This window comes from Paraburkholderia guartelaensis (assembly GCF_004353905.1).
Classification (GTDB): Bacteria; Pseudomonadota; Gammaproteobacteria; order Burkholderiales; family Burkholderiaceae; genus Paraburkholderia; species Paraburkholderia guartelaensis.
In genome coordinates, this window is the sequence record NZ_SMOD01000068.1 from 12,030 (window position 1) to 27,426 (window position 15,397).

Below are 15,397 nucleotides of genomic sequence, written 5' to 3' on the forward strand. Positions count from 1 at the left end.
GCGCCGCTTAAGGTTCCTGCGGCGCCCTCGCGGCCCGCACGACGATCTGCGCGTGCGTATCGCGCTCGATGCGCACGAGCGCATCTCGCATCTGCGCGAATTCGTCGGCCGTGCACATCTGGTGGCCAAAACGCGCCGATAGCCGCCGCTCGATCTGCAGCGTGCGCGAGCGCGGGTCGAACACGTAGTGCGACGTGTAGTCGAGAAACGCGTCGCTCACTTGCGTGTCTTGCGGCACGTCGGTCACGCGCGCGAACGCGGGCAGCGCGATCTGCGCGCTCTCCGTGAACGCCCCGCCGATGCATGCCCAGGGCTGCGTACGGCGCGGCTGCGCGAGCCAGCTGTCGATCTGCGTGGCGATACCGCCCGTGAAGCTGCTCGTCGTGGGTATCGCGGTCGTGCCGTCGCGCCAGACCACGTGATCGAGCGTGCCTTCCATCGTCACCGAGAACGGTCCGTCGGTCGCATCCGTCGCGCTCGTGCTCACGTGCGCGGTGCCGGCGAGTCCGGTAAGCCGCAGGCGCTGCGCCGCGAGTTGCTGCGCTCCCGTGTGCGTCGCGCGGCGAAACGAGTTGCGCTCGGGCTCCGCGCCCGCGCCCTCGTCTTCCACGTAGTAGCTGTAGGCGGCGTCGCCGCTCGCGCCGACCTCGAGCGAAAGGCGCGCCGTGCGCTCGCGCCGCTCGGCTGCGGGCGTGCGCGAGAGCACGCCGTCGTCGACGAGCAGCACGGGCCGGTCCATCACGGCCGGCGGCAGGTAGCCGAACGCGTAGCCACCGGAGGACGTGTCCGCATACACGCCAAGGTCGGGCAGCCACGCAATCGCATGGTTGATCGCATGCGCGCCATAGCCCGGCACGTCGGGCAACGTGTAGACGGGGCCGAGATTGAGCAGCACGGGCTCAGCGCGTATGCCCACCGCCGCGAGCAGCGCGCTGAAGAGCGCCACGTGGTCCTTGCAGTCGCCGTAGCGGTTACGCAGGATATCGGTCGCGCGATGCGGCACCGCCGCTGTCTCGCCGAGAAAGAGCGCGACGTAGCGGATATTGAAGCGCATCCAGTCGTAAATGCGGCGCGCCTTGTCGCGCGGGTCGCTCACGTCCGCCGTGAGCGCTTGCGCAAGCGCCGCGATGGCCGGATCGGTCGAGGTGGGATCGGCGGCGGCTTCGCGGTAGCGCGTGGCGAACGCGGCGAAGTCGGGCACCGTCGACACCATCAGCCGGTCGCCCCAGTTCACGTAGGCCACCGCTCCCGCTTCGAGCGGCGGGTAAGGGCCATGCCGATAGTCGAACGCGTAGCGGGTACGGCCGTTCGCCGTCTCGGGGGCGAGCGCCGTGTAGCCGCGCGCATCGGCGTGGAGCGGCACGCTGGCGGGCAAATCGAAGATGAGGCGCTGAAACTCGACAGGTTCGCCGGTCGGCTCGACGAAGTACGAGAACGTGCCCGCGTCGAGCGCCTTCGCGCGGCGCTTCGCGAAATGCAGATGCACGCGCGAGCCAACCTGGACGCCCGGAAAGATCACCGTGCGCAGCACGCCGTCCTCGAACGTGGGCGCGCCCGCCGAGCGCGGCTCCTGCACGTCGCGAATGCCGCTTGCCCCGACCGCGTGCGCGGTGCCGTCCGGGTCGATGGTCTCGGCCGAGAGCTGCGTGATCGTTTCGATATCCTTATTGAACCAGACGTAGCGCTGGGCGATCTCGTCCACGCCGGCGGTGGTGTTGGCACGCAGCACGGTGTCGTCGTCCTCGACGACCGAGCCGTCCTGCTGCACGACGAACAGATGCACGTCGCGCTCGAGCGTGTATGGCGGGATGTCGGTTTGCGCGGCGCGATCAGTGGTCTCGGCACGCGCGGCGCTGTCGGGGCTCCGGTCGCTCGCCTGTGCGAGCGCATGGCCGCTCGCGAGTGTCAGGATCAAAGCCAGGGCCAACGCCAGCCACGACGCGGCGCACAGGGCGGCGCGCCGGGATCCCTCGCCTCGCGTCATGGACGGCTCAGGCGCGCGCCGCCGCTTGCGCGGCGTTCGGCCATGACGTCTGCGCGAGATGGCGCTCGCGCTGCGCGGCACGCCACGCGCGGGGACTCGCACCGAACTCCGCGCGAAACGCCGCGTTGAAGTTCGACAGATCGTTGAAGCCGCTCGCGAGTGCAACGTCGACGATCTTCGCTTCGTCGTCGGCGGCAAGACGCAGCGCAGCGGCGCGCAAGCGCGCGCGCAGCAGGTATTGATGCGGGGTCACGCCGGCCACTGCCGAGAAGGTGCGCAGAAAATAGAACTCGCTCACGCCCGCCGCGCTCGCGAGGCTGGCGAGCGTATGCGCATCGTCGGGCGTTTCGTCGATCAGGCGCAGCGTCGCAACCACGCGTGCCGCCGCGGCGGCGCCCGGTGTGGCTGGCGCGGCCGCGTCCTTGCCGCTCGCGACCACACGCAAGGTCGCGAGCGCCAGTTCCAGTGCGATTTCATCCCAGGCTGCGCCGCCCGCGCCGAGCGCGTGACCCCGCTCCTGCGCGAGCGCGTCGGCGCAAGCGTGCGCCACGAGCGGCGCGAGCGCGCGTACCGGCGGCACCCTCGCGGACCGCCAACGGCGCACAGCGGGCACAAGGCCCGCGCTAGCGGCCTGCTCGTCGAGCCAGGCGGGGTCGTAATGGAACGAGAGGCAGCGGTCGCCCGCCGCATGACGGTGGCCGCATTCGAAGCAGGCGCCGGTTTCTCCGAGCATGAGCGCGCCGGGCGTCATCAGCGCGCGCGCGTTGCCGCTGCGGTAGCCGAACACACCGGCCGCCACGATGGCGAGGCACGCGCTCGTGTGGCGCTCCTCGTAGGGCCGGTCGCCGGGGCCGAGCGTGCAGACGACATCGTCGACCGACCAGCCGGCGCCCGCCGCAAGCGGCCGGGCGGCCGGCGCACGGCCGCTCGCGGCGCGGCCTTCGCGCTCGCGCTCGCGCTCGGCGAGCGCGCGTTGCAGTGAAACGGCGAGACCTTGCACGGCAACCTCTTGGGAAGTTGGCTACGTTCGTGGGCTACGTCTGCCGTTTTAACACATCGACGCGAGCGCCGCCGGAGCGGCCCCGACCGCTATCCCCGCTGTTCTTCGAGCGCGCGCAGCAGCGAAAGCGCGATGCCCTCGGCCGCCAGGCGCACCTCGTCGAGCGCCGGAAACGACGGCGCAATCCGCAAATGGCTGTCGCGCGGATCGACGCCATACGGAAACGCCGCGCCCGCGGGCGTGAGGACGAGTCCCGCCGCCGCCGCGAGTTCGACGGTGCGGCGCGCGCAACCCTCGGGCGCATAAAGGCTGATGAAATAGCCGCCGCGCGGCACGTTCCAGCTTACGCCGGGCACGCCGGCCAGACGCGCGCGGAACACCTCGTCGACCGCATCGAACTTCGGCTTGAGCAGCGCGCGATGGCGCGCCATCAGCCCGGTGAGCGTCGTGCGATCGCGCAGAAGGCGCACGTGGCGCAACTGGTTGAGCTTGTCCGGCCCGATCGTGCGCACGGCCGAGTGCTTCTGCCACCAGGCCACGTTGCGCGGCGCGGCGGCGAGCCACGCGAACGCGCCGCCGCCGAACGTCACCTTCGAGAGCGAAGCGAACATCAGCGCGCGCCCGGCGTGGCCCGCGGCCGCGCAGGCCTCGAATACGTCGAGCGTCGTGTGCGCTTCTTCGCTCAGGTGGTGGAAGCGGTAGGCGTCGTCCCAGAAGAGCCGGAAGTCGGGCGCGGCGGGCATGGCGGCCAGACGCCGGATCACCTCGTCGGACCAGATCGCGCCCGTCGGGTTGCTGTAGAGCGGCACGCACCACATGCCCTTGATCGATGCGTCTTCGCGCACGAGCGCTTCCACGCGGTCCATGTCGGGACCGTCCTCGCGCATCGGCACGGCGATCATGCGCACGCCCAGCGCCTCGCAGATCGCGAAGTGGCGGTCGTAGCCTGGCACCGGGCACAGGAACGCGATCTCGCCCTGCGCTCGCCATGGCGCTCCAACCTCCGTGCCCTCGCCCACCGGCACGCCGTGCAGCAGCGCGAAGGTCAGCGCGTCGTGCATCAGTTCGAGGCTCGAATTGCCCGCCGCGATCACCTGGGCGGCCGGCACGCCGAGCAGCCCGGCGCCCAGCTCGCGTGCCTCGGGCAAGCCGCTCGCCAGACCGTAGTTGCGGCAATCGAAGCCATCGCGCGCGAGATAGCCCGCCTGCCCGGCTTCGTCGATGAGCGCCTGCGAGAGGTCGAGCTGTTCAGGCGAAGGCTTGCCGCGCGACATGTCGAGCCGCATCTGCAGTTGCTGGAATCGTTCGTAGGTCAAATCGATGGGCGGCGACATCAACATGGGCTTCTCCGAAAAGCGAAGGACGATGCGGATAACTACGTGTAGGGTCGGTACGGCCCCAGTATCGGCGCGCCCCGGCGTTCAGACAAACGCGTTATATTGAAGCCTTCGATCAATTTTTCTTATACCAATGAAGACCCTCGACCTCGACGTGCTCGCCATGGTGGTGGCCGTCGCCGATGCCGGCAGCTTCGTGCGCGGCGCCGCGCTCGTGCACCGCTCGCAGGCAGCGCTCAGCATGCAGATCCGCGCGCTCGAGGACTCCATCGGCAAGCCGCTCTTCATCCGCGCGCCGCGCAGCGTCACGCCCACGCCCGACGGCCAGACGCTCATCGCCTACGCGCGGCGCATGCTCGCGTTGCGCGACGAAGCGTGGGCCTCGCTCGCACACCCCGAGGTGACGGGGCGCGTGTCGATTGGCGTGCCCGACGACTACGCGTCCTCGCTCATGCCGCCGGTGCTGCGCAAGTTCTCGGCGAACTGGCCGAAGGTGGAAATCCAGGTGATCGGGCTGCCGAGCAGCGCGCTCATGCCGCTCCTGAAGGACAACAAGATCGACCTCGCCTGCATCACGCGCACGCGCGGCCTCGCGGGAGAGTTCATCCGTTTCGAGCCGATGGTGTGGGCAGCGCCTCCCGCGGCGGTGAGCGCGGCGAGCGGGCGCGAGATCTGGCGCGAGCGGCCGCTCCCGGTCGCCCTCTTCGGCGGCGGAAGCGTCGCGCACACGAACGCGATCCAGGCGCTGGAGCGCGCGAAGATCGCCTATCGCACATCCTATGAAAGCCCGAGCCTGATGGGCCTGTGCAGCATGGTCGCCGCGGGTCTCGCGATCGCGCCGCTCGCGCGTTGCGCGGTGCCCGAGACGTTCGTCACGCTCGGTCGCCAGCATGGCCTGCCGGCCCTGCCCGAGCTGGAAGTGGTGCTCGCGCGCAGCGCGCGCTCGAACCGTCCGCCCTGCGACTTTCTCGCCGACCAGATACTCGCGGAGCTGCGCGTCCAGGAACGCTGAGCTTCCGACGATGCTTCGGGCAACGAATCAGTCGATCAGTCGTCGCCCAGCCGCGAAAGCAACGCGTAGAGGCGCGAGACATGCCGCAGCAGCATTTCGCGATGCTTCTCGATCTGTTCGAGGCGGCCTTCGAGATCGGCGCGCACGCGCTCGTCGGGGTCGGCGTAATTGATCACGTCTTCGATACGCGAGCGCAGCACCGCAGGCTCGACCGGCGGCACGCTCAGGTAGCGCTCGAGCTTGCGCACGTCCTGCGCCGCGAGATCGCGGATCTTGCGCGTGCCTGCAAGACGCCGGTGCGCCTCGGGCGTAGCCGCCACTTCGTCGCGCTTCGCGCCCTGGCCGAAGATCGGCTCCACGCGCAGCACGGGCGCCTTGCGCACCGGATGCGCGGTGCCGCGAAAGCGCGCGCGCGGCGTCTCGCTCGCGATTGCCTCGCGTGTCTCGTCGGGCACGTCGGCGCTGTCGTGCTTCACATCCATCCAGCCTTCGGGCAGACCCGTGACGGCTTCCACGCCGCGCACGAACTCCGCGCTGAAGTCGCGCTGGCCCGACACGATCAGCTTCATGTAGCTCGCGGAAAACGTCATCATGCGCGCGAGCCGCGTCGCAGACCCGACCTCGCGCGTGAGCAGCGCCAGATTGGCACGCCACATCGGCATGAGCGTGGCGTTGGCATCGTCCATTGCGGAGCTCCTCCTTCGTTCGCGTCATCTGCCAATGATACGGGCTGCGGCGCACCATGCGCGCTTTCGCTGGCCGTCTGACCCCATACGCGCAACGTTGTTGGCACTTAGTTGGCGGGCTGGTCAGCCATCCGTAAAGCGAGCAAGACGCATGCCGATGACGGCCAGCCAGGCACAGGAAAAAGACTGAGGAAATCGCGGCGAGCGGCGCGAAGGGACCGGGGCGGCCCGACCTGGGTGGCCTTAGAAATGCCCGGTGAAGCGGTAGCGGCTGCCCGGATGCCAGAGATTCGCGACCGAAGCGACCAGCCCGCGCGAGCGGGTGCGCCGGTGCAGCACGAGGCACGGCTCGGCCTCGCCCATGGCGAGGTGCGCGCGCGTCTGCGCCTCGGGAGCGAGCGCCTCGATGCGGTACTCCACGCCCTGCAGCGGCGCGACGTGCACGAGGTACTGGTTCGGTGTGATGTGCGTGAAGTCCTGCGCCGCGTAATCGGGCGCGACAGCGGGATTGACCCAGCGCTCTTCGAGCTGCACGGGCTCGTCGTTCTCGAAGTGGAGCACGCGCGAGTTGAACACCTGGTCGTTCGCGGCAAGCCCCATTTCGACGGCGAGCGCTTCGTCCGCGCGATGCACGCCGATCTCGAGCACCTCGGCGCGGTAGCGATGCCCGCGCGCGAGGATTTCGTCGGAGATGCTGCGAATGGCGACGAGCGTCGATTCGTACTTGGGCCGCGCGACGAAGGTGCCCGCGCCCTGCACGCGCGTGAGCACCTGTTCCGCGGTGAGTTCGCGCAACGCCCGGTTCACGGTCATGCGCGCGACCTTGAACTCGCGCGCCAGTTCGTTCTCCGAAGGCACCTGGTCGCCCTCGCTCCACTCACCTGCGTGAATGCGAGCGAGGATGAAGTCCTTGATGCCCTGGTATGCGGGAGCGTTCATCGCGTTGGCCCGTGCGTTGGCTTGGCGTCTGCTTGCGCCTTATTGCGCCTCGGACTCGAACGCGAACGGGCTATGCGAAGCGATCGCACCGTTCTGCACGAGACGCGTAATCGCCTCGATATCCGGCGCGAAGTAGCGGTCGAGGTCGTAATGCGGCACCTCGGCACGCACCGACTGCATCACGTGCGCGAGCGCCGGGCTCGTGCGGTGCGGCGCGCGCAGGTCCACGCCCTGGGCGGCCGCGAGCAGTTCGATCGCGAGGATGTTGGCCGTGTTGTTGGCGATGTCGGCGAGCTTGCGCGCCGCGAACGTCGCCATCGAAACGTGGTCTTCCTGGTTGGCCGAAGTCGGCAGCGAGTCGACCGAGGCCGGATGCGCGAGCGTCTTGTTTTCCGAAGCCAGTGCAGCCGCCGTGACATGCGCGATCATGAAACCCGAGTTCACGCCGCCGTCCTTCACGAGGAAAGGCGGCAGGCCCGAAAGCGTCGCGTCGATGAGCAGCGCGATGCGGCGCTCGGCCAGTGCGCCGATTTCGGCGGCGGCCAGCGCGAGATTGTCGGCGGCGAAGGCCACCGGTTCCGCGTGGAAGTTGCCGCCCGAGAGCACTTCGTTCGTTTCCGGGAAAATCAGCGGATTGTCCGACACCGCGTTCGCTTCGATAAGCAGCACTTGCGCCGCGTGGCGCATCTGGTCCAGACACGCGCCCATCACCTGCGGCTGGCAGCGCAGCGAGTACGGGTCCTGGACCTTGCCGCAATCGCGGTGCGAGAGGTTGATTGCCGAGCCTTCGAGCAGCGTGCGATAGGCCGCGGCCGCATCGATCTGGCCGCGATGACCGCGCAGTTCGTGAATGCGCGCGTCGAACGGCTTCACCGAACCTGCTGCCGCGTCCACGCAGAGTGCGCCCGAGACGAGCGCCGTGCGGTAGAGGTCTTCAATCGCGAACATGTTGTAGATCGCAAGCGCGGCGGAAGCCTGCGTGCCGTTGAGCAGCGCGAGACCTTCCTTCGCCTGCAGCGCGAGCGGCTTGAGGCCCGCAGCCGCGAGACCCGCCTCGGCGCTGGCACGCTCGCCGCGGATGAACACCTCGCCAATGCCGAGCAGCACCGCCGACATATGCGCGAGCGGCGCGAGGTCGCCCGAGGCGCCCACCGAGCCCTTCACGGGAATGAGCGGCAGCACATCCGCGTTGAAGAGCGTGATGAGCGCGTTCATGACTTCGCGGCGAATGCCCGAAAAGCCGCGGCCGAGGCTCGACAGCTTCAGCGCCATCAGCAGACGCACGACCGGACGCGACATCGGCTCGCCCACGCCCACGGCGTGCGAGAGCACCAGATTGCGCTGCAGCAGTTCGAGCTGGTCGCTCGGGATATGCGTGCTCGCCAGACGCCCGAAGCCCGTATTGATGCCGTAGGCGGGCTCGCCCTTCGCTGCGATCTCGGCAACGGCGCGCGCGCCCGCGTCGATGGCGGCGAAGCTGGCCGGATCGAGCTCGAGCCGCACTGCCTCGCGCGCAATCTGGCGCAGTTGGGGCAGGGTCAGATGGCCGGGCGTGAGGCGAAGGGTCGGGAGCATGGTCGAATCCTGTCTATACAAGTCGCGAAAGTGGCCGAAGTCTAGCCTGGCGCGCCTGTCTATACAACTCCCCTTTGCAGGTCCTGTAGCCTGGGACTATCCACGAGAGCGCCGCCAGCGCCCGTCACGCGTCGAGTTGCAGCCTGCCCCCAATAAACGCGAGAAAGCATTGCACGCGCGCCGCGAGCGCCGCGCTGCGGTAGTAGACGGCGTGAATCGGCTGGCGCGATTCGATCAGCGCGTCGTCGAGCACGGTGACGAGACGGCCCGAATCCCGGTCGGCCGTGGTGAGGAAGTCGGACAGGCACGCAATACCGCTGCCGGCGAGCGCGAGCTGGCGTATCGTCTCGCCGCTCGACGCCGAAAGCGCAGGGGCTATCGTGTAGCCGGGCTCGGTCTCGTGGGTCTTCGTGGCTGCACGCGTTTCGTCGCCGCCAGCCGCACGCAGCGGCCAGCCGTTGAGATGCGCGGGCGCCGTAAAGCCGATCAGCCGATGTTCGCGCAACGCAGCAACACTGCGTGGCGTGCCATGCGCCGCGAGATAGCCGGGACTCGCGACGATGCGCAACCGGCTCGTGCCGAGCGAGCGCGCGTGCAACGTGGAGTCCTGCAACGTGCCGATGCGAATGGCGATATCCACGCGCTGCTCCAGCAAATCGACGATGCGCTCGTTGTTCGTGAGTTCGAGTTCGATCTCGGGGTAAGCGTCGGCGAATGCCGCAACGTGCGGCACGATGCAGTGAAGCATGAACGGCGTGGCCGCATCCACACGCAACCGCCCCGAGGGACGCTCGCGGTGGCGCGTAACGGCCTCCTCGGCGTCGGCCAGCGCCGCGAGAATGGCGCGTGCGCGATCGAGGAACAGTTCGCCCTCTTCCGTGAGTTGCAGGCGCCGCGTGGTGCGCAGGATCAGCGCGACACCCAGCTGCTTTTCGAGCCGCGTCAGCGCGCGGCTCACGCCCGAGACGGTCTGCTCGAGCTTTTCGGCCGCGGCGGTAATCGACCCCGCATCGATCACGGTGACGAATACGAGCAGTTCGTCGGTCGACGTCTTCATCGTGGACATTCTTGATCCGCAGTCAATATTCATTTGAGACTAACACGGTTTTTGCAAAACCCGGATACGCCGATACTGACTGCCATCGCAATCAAGACAGGACCAGGAGCAACTCATGAAAGTCTTCGTGACAGGCGCAGGTGGATTTATCGGCGGTTCGATCGCGGCGCATCTCGTGCGTGCGGGGCACACGGTGCGCGGCCTCGTACGCCGGCCCGAGCAGTTCGCCGACCTCGAAAAGCTCGGCATCACGCCCGTGCAGGGCGATCTCGCCGACCGTGCGACGCTGATGGCAGAAGCGCGCGCCGCCGACGCCGTGATCAACGCGGCGAGCAGCGATCATCGCGGCGCGGTCGAGGCGCTCATCGACGCGCTCGAAGGCTCCGGCAAGCCGCTCCTGCATACGAGCGGCTCGAGCATCGTCGGCGACGCGTCGGGCGGCGAGGCGACCACGCAAATCTATCGCGAGGACGCCCTGCCCGAGCCGACCGCCGACAAGGCGCCGCGCGTGGCCATCGACAATCTCGTGCTGGCGGCCGCGTCACGTGGCGTAAAGAGCGCGGTGCTCTGCAACACGCTGATCTATGGCGTGGGCGCGGTGCCGGGAGCCGCGAGCGTGCAACTGCCGCGGCTCATTCGCCAGGCGCAGAAGAGCGGCGTGATGCGTCACGTGGGGCGCGGCCTGAACATCTGGTCGAACGTGCATGTCGACGACGTGGCCGAACTCTATCGCCTCGCACTCGACAACACGCCGGCGGGCACGTTCTACTTCGTGGAAAGCGGCGAGGCGAACTTCCTCGACATGACCACGGCGCTCGCCGAGGTGATGGGTCTGGGCGCGCCGCAGGACTGGCCGCTCGAAGCCGCGATCGAGGAATGGGGCTACGAAATGGCGTCGTACGGCCTCGGCTCGAATAGCCGCGTACGCGGCGAGCGCGCCCGCACGCTGCTCGGCTGGCAGCCGCAACGCACCTCGGTCACGGACTGGATCCGCAACGAGATGCCAAAAGCGCCGATCGCGCAAAAATAAGTGTTGTAGCGCACGTAATTGTTGCGTATCCGTAAGCTCGCTCCGCTAGAATCCGAGCGTCTTGCACTAGCCGCCGGCGCGCTGCGCGCCGGCACCGGATACGCCGATGCTCCTCGCGCTGAACTTCTACTGGCTAACCAATCTGCTGGCCATCTTGTTCATCGTCGCGTGCCTGTACGACACGCGCTACGACGAATACGGCACGCTGACGCTCGCCGCCGGCGCGATGGGACTCATCGTGATGGCGATCGAAGTGCTGCTGCGCCCCGCGTTCGAGATGTCGCTCTAAGGCGCTTCTTTTACGATTCTTTCGCGACGCGCGCAGCAGCTTTCTTTCGTTGCACTAACAACTACCGGCCCAGGTCAGCAACTTACTGCTTCTCGTGCGCACAGCACGACGACTGCGTGGGCGCGTCTTCATAGCGATCGTGGTGGCGCATCCACTCGCGCATGTCCGATTCTTCGTTGCGTCCCTTTGCGGTCAATTCCAGCATCGCATACGTGCCGATCAGCATCTCCCCGCCGCGCGCGTACGTCGAATACGTGTGGTACACGTTGCCCGCTTCGTCGCGATAGAACGCGCTGACGCCGGGCAACTCATCGCTCATGTAGTCCTGCTCGACGTAGTTGTAGATCGCCTTGCCGCGCGCCTTGTCGGCTTCGCTGAACGACACGTGATAGTCGAAATTGAAGTCGCTCCCATTCGACGAAACCCATGGAAAACGCCAGCCCATGCGCTGCTTGAACGCCTCGATCTTCGCGAGCGGCGCGCGCGAAACGGCCACGTACGTCACGTCGTGATGCTCCAGATGCGGCAGCATGCCGTCCACGTGGTCGGAGAGGAACGAGCAGCCTGGGCACCCTTCTTCCCATTCCGGCCCGAGCATGAAGTGATAAACGATCAACTGGCTGCGCGGCCCGAATAGCTGCGCGAGCGTACGCTGGCCCTGCGATGTTTCGAACGTATAGGTCTTGTCGACCTTCACCCACGGCAGCGCCTGGCGCTTCGCCACCAGCGCGTCCCGTGCGTGCGTGAAAGCGCGCTCTTCGGCGAGTAGCGTCTTGCGGGCTTCCAGCCATTCGGTCTGCGAAACAATCTTGTGCGGTTCCATCTTTCGATTCCTCCTTCCACTCGAATGAGCGCCGTTCAGTCGAACAGCGCCACCAGTTGATCGATCGAACTCGTCCAGCCCTCGTTGTGCGAGTCGCGCGCCGCTTCGTCGAAGAAGCGTTCGTGCTTGAGCGTGAGGTCAGTGGCGGACCCGTCGGCGCGCAGCGTCACCGTGACGAGCGACTCGCGTTCCGGTGTGCTGCGCCACGCCCACGTGAAGACGAGCTTTTCGTTGGGCACGACTTCGAGATACGTGCCGCTCACATCGTGGTCTTCGCCGTTCGCACCGCGCATGATCACGCGAAAGCGCCCGCCCACGCGCACGTCGGCTTCTACGTGAATGCAGGTGGTATCGAACGGGTGCATCCACCGCATCAGTTGCGACGGCTGCGTCCACGCGGCGTAGACCTTCGCGGCCGTGGCGTTGAGACGTCGCCGGATGGTGAGGCTGGGAGCTTGCGGGGCGTTGCCGGGTGCGGCTGCGGGTTGGGTAGACATGCATCTTCCTCCACGAAAGCGGCGAGTCGATCGAGCGTTTCACTCCAGAAGCGTTGATAGTGCGCGAGCCACTGCATCGCGTCCTCCATCGGCCCCGCGGCGAGCCGGCACGCCACGGTGCGGCCGGTCTTCGCGCGCGTGACGAGGCCCGCCTGAGCGAGAACATCCAGATGCTTCATGACCGCGGGCAGCGACATCGCGAACGGCTGCGCGAGCGCACTCACAGAAACTTCGTCGTGCTGCGCGAGGCGTGCGAGCAGCGCGCGCCGCGTGGGATCGGCGAGCGCCGCGAAGGTGCGGTCGAGGGTAGCGTCTTCATACTTAACCATGTGGTTTAGCATAGGCGATGTGCATGCGATGTCAAGGCATGCCCAACTCATTCGCCAGAAGCGGCGCACATGGCGGCATCGACGCCACTAGAATGGCGATTTCTGCGCGCCGCGCCCTGCTCTCTCTGCCACGTCACGCCATGCCGTCCAAAATCCGCAACTCGCTGCTCTGGATCTTCGACGCCTTCGAGCGCGAGCCCGGCTACCTCTGCAAGCCCATGTTCGGCTGCGATGCCGCTTATCTGGACGGTCTGCTGTGTCTCGTGGCAGCGGACCGCGATCCGCCGTTCAATGGCGTGCTGGTCTGCACGTCGAGGGAGAACCATGCGTCGCTCATCGAAGTGCTCCCGGCGTTGCGCGCACACCCCGTGCTCGGCAAATGGCTCTATGTACCGCAAGCCGATGCCGCGTTCGAAGATACGGCCGCGCAGTTGAGCGCGCTCGTGCTCGCGCGCGACCCGCGCATCGGCGTGGAGCCCAAGCCACGCAAGCCGCGCAAATCGGGCAAGGGACGCAACAGCGTGCTGCCGGAGTAACGCGCCAGAGGGTGGCGCGCAAAAGCCACACGGCCCGCGCCGCCGTGAAGCGACGCGGGCCGTGCAGCCGCCCGGGCGGGCCGCCGTGGCCGCCGGGCGAATGACCGGGTCATCCGATGATCAGATGGCCCAGCCGCCCAGGTAGAACGCGGCCAGCACGCCGGCGATCACCACCGTGCCCACGTTCAGCTTGCGGATCTCGCCGCTCACCACACGGCCGATCACGAGCGTGCAGAAGCCCAGCATGATGCCCGTGACGATGTTCGCCGTGAGCACGATGAACACGGCGCACACGAGGCCCGACATCGAATCGACCATATCGGCCATGTCGAGGCGGCTCACGCTCGAAAGCATCATGAGGCCGACGTACATCAGCGCGGGCGCCGTCGCATACGAGGGCACGAGGCCCGCGAGCGGCGCGAAGAACATCACCGCGAGGAACAGCACGCCCACCGTGGCGGCGGCGAGGCCCGTCTTCGCGCCCGCTGCCACGCCTACCGTCGATTCGATATAGGCCGCCGCCGGCGCGCCGCCAAGGAAGCCCGAGAAGATCGAACTGACCGAATCGGCCGTAAGCGCGCGCCCGCCGTTGACGATACGCCCGTTCGCGTCGAGCTGGCCCGCCTGGCCCGCCACGGCACGGATCGTGCCGGTGGCGTCGAACACGGCCGTCATCACGAGCGCGAGCACGCTCGGCAGCACGGCGAGCGAGAGCGCGCCCTTGACGTCCATCGCGCCGATCAGCGAGGCATGACCCGGCGCCGAAAGCGACGGCCACGCGAACACGCCATGAAAGCTCACGGCCGGATCGATGGCGAGACCGAGCGCCGAGATCGCGACGATCACGATCAGGATCGAGCCCGGCACGCGGCGGCGCACGAGGCCGAAGATCGCGGCGAGGCCCACCACCGAAAGGATCACGGGCAGCGAGGTGATATGGCCGAGCGAGACCGGCAGGCCCGCACCCGGATTCTTCACGACGAGACCCACGTCATTGGCGGCGATCAGCAGCAGGAAGAGGCCGATGCCGATGCCCGTCCCATGCGCGATGCCGTGCGGCAGGTTGCGCAGGATCCACGAGCGCACGCCCGTCACCGAAATGCCCGTGAACACGAGACCCATGAGGAACACGGCGCCGAGCGCCACTTCGGGCTTCAGGCCCTTGCCGAGCACGAGGCCGAAGGCGGTAAACGCCGTCAGCGAAATGGCGCAGCCGATGGCGATCGGCAGGCGCGCCCACAGGCCCATGAGCAGCGAGCCGAATGCCGTGGTCAGGCACACGGCCACGAACACGGCGCTGGTGTCGAAGCCCGCCTTGCCGAGCATGCCCGGCACGACGAACACGGAATAGACCATCGCGAGGAAGGTCGTGACGCCCGCAATCGCCTCCTGACGCAGCGAGCTGCCGCGCGCGGCAATGTCGAAATATCGGTCGATGAATCCCGAGGCCGGGCCCAATGAATCTGCGGACTCGACTTCGGCGGTGGTCGCACCGGCGAGCGGCTGCGCGTGGGGTTCGATCATGGTGAGTGCCTCCTTTATCAGCATGCTGAAACGGTTCACGGCTCACCAGCCCGATCCGTCATCAGGTTTGTCTCGAATGATTTAGTCGTGTCGACGCGTTGCCGGCGCCTTCTTCAACTTCCGGGCGCTCATCGTTTTGACATCTCTTTATGGATGGAGCGAAGGTTAGGCGAACACGATTTGTGCTCCCATCGCATGAGTCGCATTGCGTTCATGCCGCGATGCTTATATGCCCGTGTACAGGGCACGTAGGTGGGCCGTCCCCGCGTTTACACCTGGGCGAGAAACGGGCCGTTGCCGCGCAGGCCGGGGCCGGTTTCGTGTGACGAAACGCCATCGTCTCTGCTCGCGTGCGCATCCTGCCGCCCGGCGCGGCGCTTGCGACGCCGAAGCCACGCAGGTCGCCTACGTCGCCATTAAGCGGATCGGCCCGGTGCGCGGGTTACACTCACGCATCCCGACCCGGTTTCCCCCTGCCGCGCGTACGTCGCGCCGGCCGCTCCAAGGAGTTTCAGTAGATGAGACGCGGCATCTTGCGTTCCGCACGTCCTGTTTTTCACTTTCCGTACGCCCTGACGCTGCTGATGCTGCTCACGCTTTCGGGCTGCAGCCTGTTCCGGCCGGCCCCGCCGCCCGAACCGGAAGCGCCCGTGGCCGTGGAGCCCGAGCCGGCCGCGAGCGAGCCGGAGGCCGCGTCTGCGCCCGAGGCGGCGAGCGAGCCGGAAACGGAGAGCACAGCGAAGCCTGCGCCGAAGAAGCCGCGTCCCGCGCCGGTGCAC

16 protein-coding genes are annotated in these 15,397 nt (G+C 67.6%); 5 read left to right on the top strand and 11 right to left on the bottom strand.

The window, feature by feature from the left end:
- Positions 1 to 7: 7 nt before the first annotated feature.
- The 3 genes from E1N52_RS40480 to E1N52_RS40490 all read right to left on the bottom strand — a co-directional run bounded on the left by E1N52_RS40480 (position 8) and on the right by E1N52_RS40490 (position 4,324).
- Positions 8 to 1,984, bottom strand: a complete 1,977-nt coding sequence (locus E1N52_RS40480; RefSeq protein WP_133190467.1) for a DUF3857 domain-containing transglutaminase family protein — start codon at positions 1,982 to 1,984, stop codon at positions 8 to 10.
- A 7-nt stretch (positions 1,985 to 1,991) separates the two neighbouring features.
- Entirely contained in the window at positions 1,992 to 2,984 is a 993-nt protein-coding gene (locus E1N52_RS40485; protein ID WP_133190469.1) for a helix-turn-helix domain-containing protein, read from the bottom strand.
- A gap of 89 nt (positions 2,985 to 3,073) precedes the next feature.
- Positions 3,074 to 4,324: an aspartate aminotransferase type Ic gene (locus E1N52_RS40490; RefSeq protein ID WP_133190471.1), complete on the bottom strand. Its 1,251-nt coding sequence runs from the start codon at positions 4,322 to 4,324 to the stop codon at positions 3,074 to 3,076.
- 130 nt (positions 4,325 to 4,454) lie between these two features.
- On the opposite strand from E1N52_RS40490, the gene E1N52_RS40495 reads away from it, so the two are divergent.
- Positions 4,455 to 5,333, top strand: a complete 879-nt coding sequence (locus E1N52_RS40495; protein ID WP_133190473.1) for a LysR substrate-binding domain-containing protein — start codon at positions 4,455 to 4,457, stop codon at positions 5,331 to 5,333.
- Positions 5,334 to 5,368: 35 nt separating this feature from the next.
- On the opposite strand, the gene E1N52_RS40500 is transcribed toward E1N52_RS40495, so the two are convergent.
- From E1N52_RS40500 to E1N52_RS40515, 4 genes are all read right to left on the bottom strand, one after another.
- Positions 5,369 to 6,019 (bottom strand): hypothetical protein, encoded by a 651-nt coding sequence (locus E1N52_RS40500; protein ID WP_133190475.1) that lies wholly within the window; start codon positions 6,017 to 6,019, stop codon positions 5,369 to 5,371.
- Between the two features lie 243 nt (positions 6,020 to 6,262).
- Positions 6,263 to 6,958: a histidine utilization transcriptional repressor HutC gene (hutC, locus tag E1N52_RS40505; RefSeq protein WP_133190477.1), complete on the bottom strand. Its 696-nt coding sequence runs from the start codon at positions 6,956 to 6,958 to the stop codon at positions 6,263 to 6,265.
- A 39-nt stretch (positions 6,959 to 6,997) separates the two neighbouring features.
- Positions 6,998 to 8,533: a histidine ammonia-lyase gene (gene hutH / locus E1N52_RS40510; RefSeq protein ID WP_133190479.1), complete on the bottom strand. Its 1,536-nt coding sequence runs from the start codon at positions 8,531 to 8,533 to the stop codon at positions 6,998 to 7,000.
- A 124-nt stretch (positions 8,534 to 8,657) separates the two neighbouring features.
- The gene (locus E1N52_RS40515; protein WP_133190493.1) at positions 8,658 to 9,590 is read right to left on the bottom strand and encodes a LysR family transcriptional regulator; all 933 of its coding nucleotides are present in this window, start codon (positions 9,588 to 9,590) and stop codon (positions 8,658 to 8,660) included.
- Between the two features lie 115 nt (positions 9,591 to 9,705).
- Here E1N52_RS40515 and E1N52_RS40520 point away from each other — a divergent pair, with 115 nt between their 5' ends.
- On the top strand, positions 9,706 to 10,620 hold the full coding sequence (locus tag E1N52_RS40520) for an NAD-dependent epimerase/dehydratase family protein (RefSeq protein WP_133190481.1): 915 nt from the start codon (positions 9,706 to 9,708) through the stop codon (positions 10,618 to 10,620).
- A 106-nt stretch (positions 10,621 to 10,726) separates the two neighbouring features.
- Entirely contained in the window at positions 10,727 to 10,909 is a 183-nt protein-coding gene (locus E1N52_RS40525) for a hypothetical protein (RefSeq protein ID WP_133190483.1), read from the top strand.
- Positions 10,910 to 10,991: 82 nt separating this feature from the next.
- On the opposite strand, the gene E1N52_RS40530 is transcribed toward E1N52_RS40525, so the two are convergent.
- The 3 genes from E1N52_RS40530 to E1N52_RS40540 are packed head-to-tail and all read right to left on the bottom strand — an operon-like array spanning position 10,992 to position 12,558.
- The gene (locus E1N52_RS40530) at positions 10,992 to 11,732 is read right to left on the bottom strand and encodes a DUF899 domain-containing protein (RefSeq protein ID WP_133190485.1); all 741 of its coding nucleotides are present in this window, start codon (positions 11,730 to 11,732) and stop codon (positions 10,992 to 10,994) included.
- Positions 11,733 to 11,767: 35 nt separating this feature from the next.
- Complete coding sequence (locus E1N52_RS40535; protein ID WP_133190497.1) at positions 11,768 to 12,172, bottom strand: SRPBCC family protein; 405 nt, start codon at positions 12,170 to 12,172, stop codon at positions 11,768 to 11,770.
- Complete coding sequence (locus E1N52_RS40540) at positions 12,106 to 12,558, bottom strand: ArsR/SmtB family transcription factor (protein ID WP_133190495.1); 453 nt, start codon at positions 12,556 to 12,558, stop codon at positions 12,106 to 12,108. The genes E1N52_RS40535 and E1N52_RS40540 overlap by 67 nt, the downstream gene beginning before the upstream one ends.
- 140 nt (positions 12,559 to 12,698) lie before the next feature.
- On the opposite strand from E1N52_RS40540, the gene E1N52_RS40545 reads away from it, so the two are divergent.
- Positions 12,699 to 13,094: a hypothetical protein gene (locus tag E1N52_RS40545; protein ID WP_133190487.1), complete on the top strand. Its 396-nt coding sequence runs from the start codon at positions 12,699 to 12,701 to the stop codon at positions 13,092 to 13,094.
- Positions 13,095 to 13,214: 120 nt separating this feature from the next.
- Here the strand turns inward: E1N52_RS40545 and E1N52_RS40550 are convergent, their stop codons facing one another.
- Positions 13,215 to 14,618: an NCS2 family permease gene (locus E1N52_RS40550; protein WP_133190489.1), complete on the bottom strand. Its 1,404-nt coding sequence runs from the start codon at positions 14,616 to 14,618 to the stop codon at positions 13,215 to 13,217.
- A gap of 518 nt (positions 14,619 to 15,136) precedes the next feature.
- Between E1N52_RS40550 and E1N52_RS40555 the strand changes: the two genes are divergently transcribed.
- Positions 15,137 to 15,397, top strand: a 261-nt coding sequence (locus E1N52_RS40555; RefSeq protein WP_205965754.1) for a hypothetical protein, incomplete at its 3' end; no start/stop codon positions are given.

Bases quoted from the DNA above. Each gene is read 5' to 3' on its own strand.
- E1N52_RS40500 (WP_133190475.1), bottom strand. From the start codon at position 6,019: ATGGACGATGCCAACGCCACGCTCATGCCGATGTGGCGTGCCAATCTG.
- E1N52_RS40550 (WP_133190489.1), bottom strand. From the start codon at position 14,618: ATGATCGAACCCCACGCGCAGCCGCTCGCCGGTGCGACCACCGCCGAA.
- E1N52_RS40540 (WP_133190495.1), bottom strand. From the start codon at position 12,558: ATGGTTAAGTATGAAGACGCTACCCTCGACCGCACCTTCGCGGCGCTC.
- E1N52_RS40495 (WP_133190473.1), top strand. From the start codon at position 4,455: ATGAAGACCCTCGACCTCGACGTGCTCGCCATGGTGGTGGCCGTCGCC.
- E1N52_RS40525 (WP_133190483.1), top strand. From the start codon at position 10,727: ATGCTCCTCGCGCTGAACTTCTACTGGCTAACCAATCTGCTGGCCATC.
- E1N52_RS40490 (WP_133190471.1), bottom strand. From the start codon at position 4,324: ATGTTGATGTCGCCGCCCATCGATTTGACCTACGAACGATTCCAGCAA.
- hutC (WP_133190477.1), bottom strand. From the start codon at position 6,958: ATGAACGCTCCCGCATACCAGGGCATCAAGGACTTCATCCTCGCTCGC.
- E1N52_RS40515 (WP_133190493.1), bottom strand. From the start codon at position 9,590: ATGAAGACGTCGACCGACGAACTGCTCGTATTCGTCACCGTGATCGAT.
- E1N52_RS40530 (WP_133190485.1), bottom strand. From the start codon at position 11,732: ATGGAACCGCACAAGATTGTTTCGCAGACCGAATGGCTGGAAGCCCGC.
- E1N52_RS40545 (WP_133190487.1), top strand. From the start codon at position 12,699: ATGCCGTCCAAAATCCGCAACTCGCTGCTCTGGATCTTCGACGCCTTC.
- E1N52_RS40520 (WP_133190481.1), top strand. From the start codon at position 9,706: ATGAAAGTCTTCGTGACAGGCGCAGGTGGATTTATCGGCGGTTCGATC.
- hutH (WP_133190479.1), bottom strand. From the start codon at position 8,533: ATGCTCCCGACCCTTCGCCTCACGCCCGGCCATCTGACCCTGCCCCAA.
- E1N52_RS40480 (WP_133190467.1), bottom strand. From the start codon at position 1,984: ATGACGCGAGGCGAGGGATCCCGGCGCGCCGCCCTGTGCGCCGCGTCG.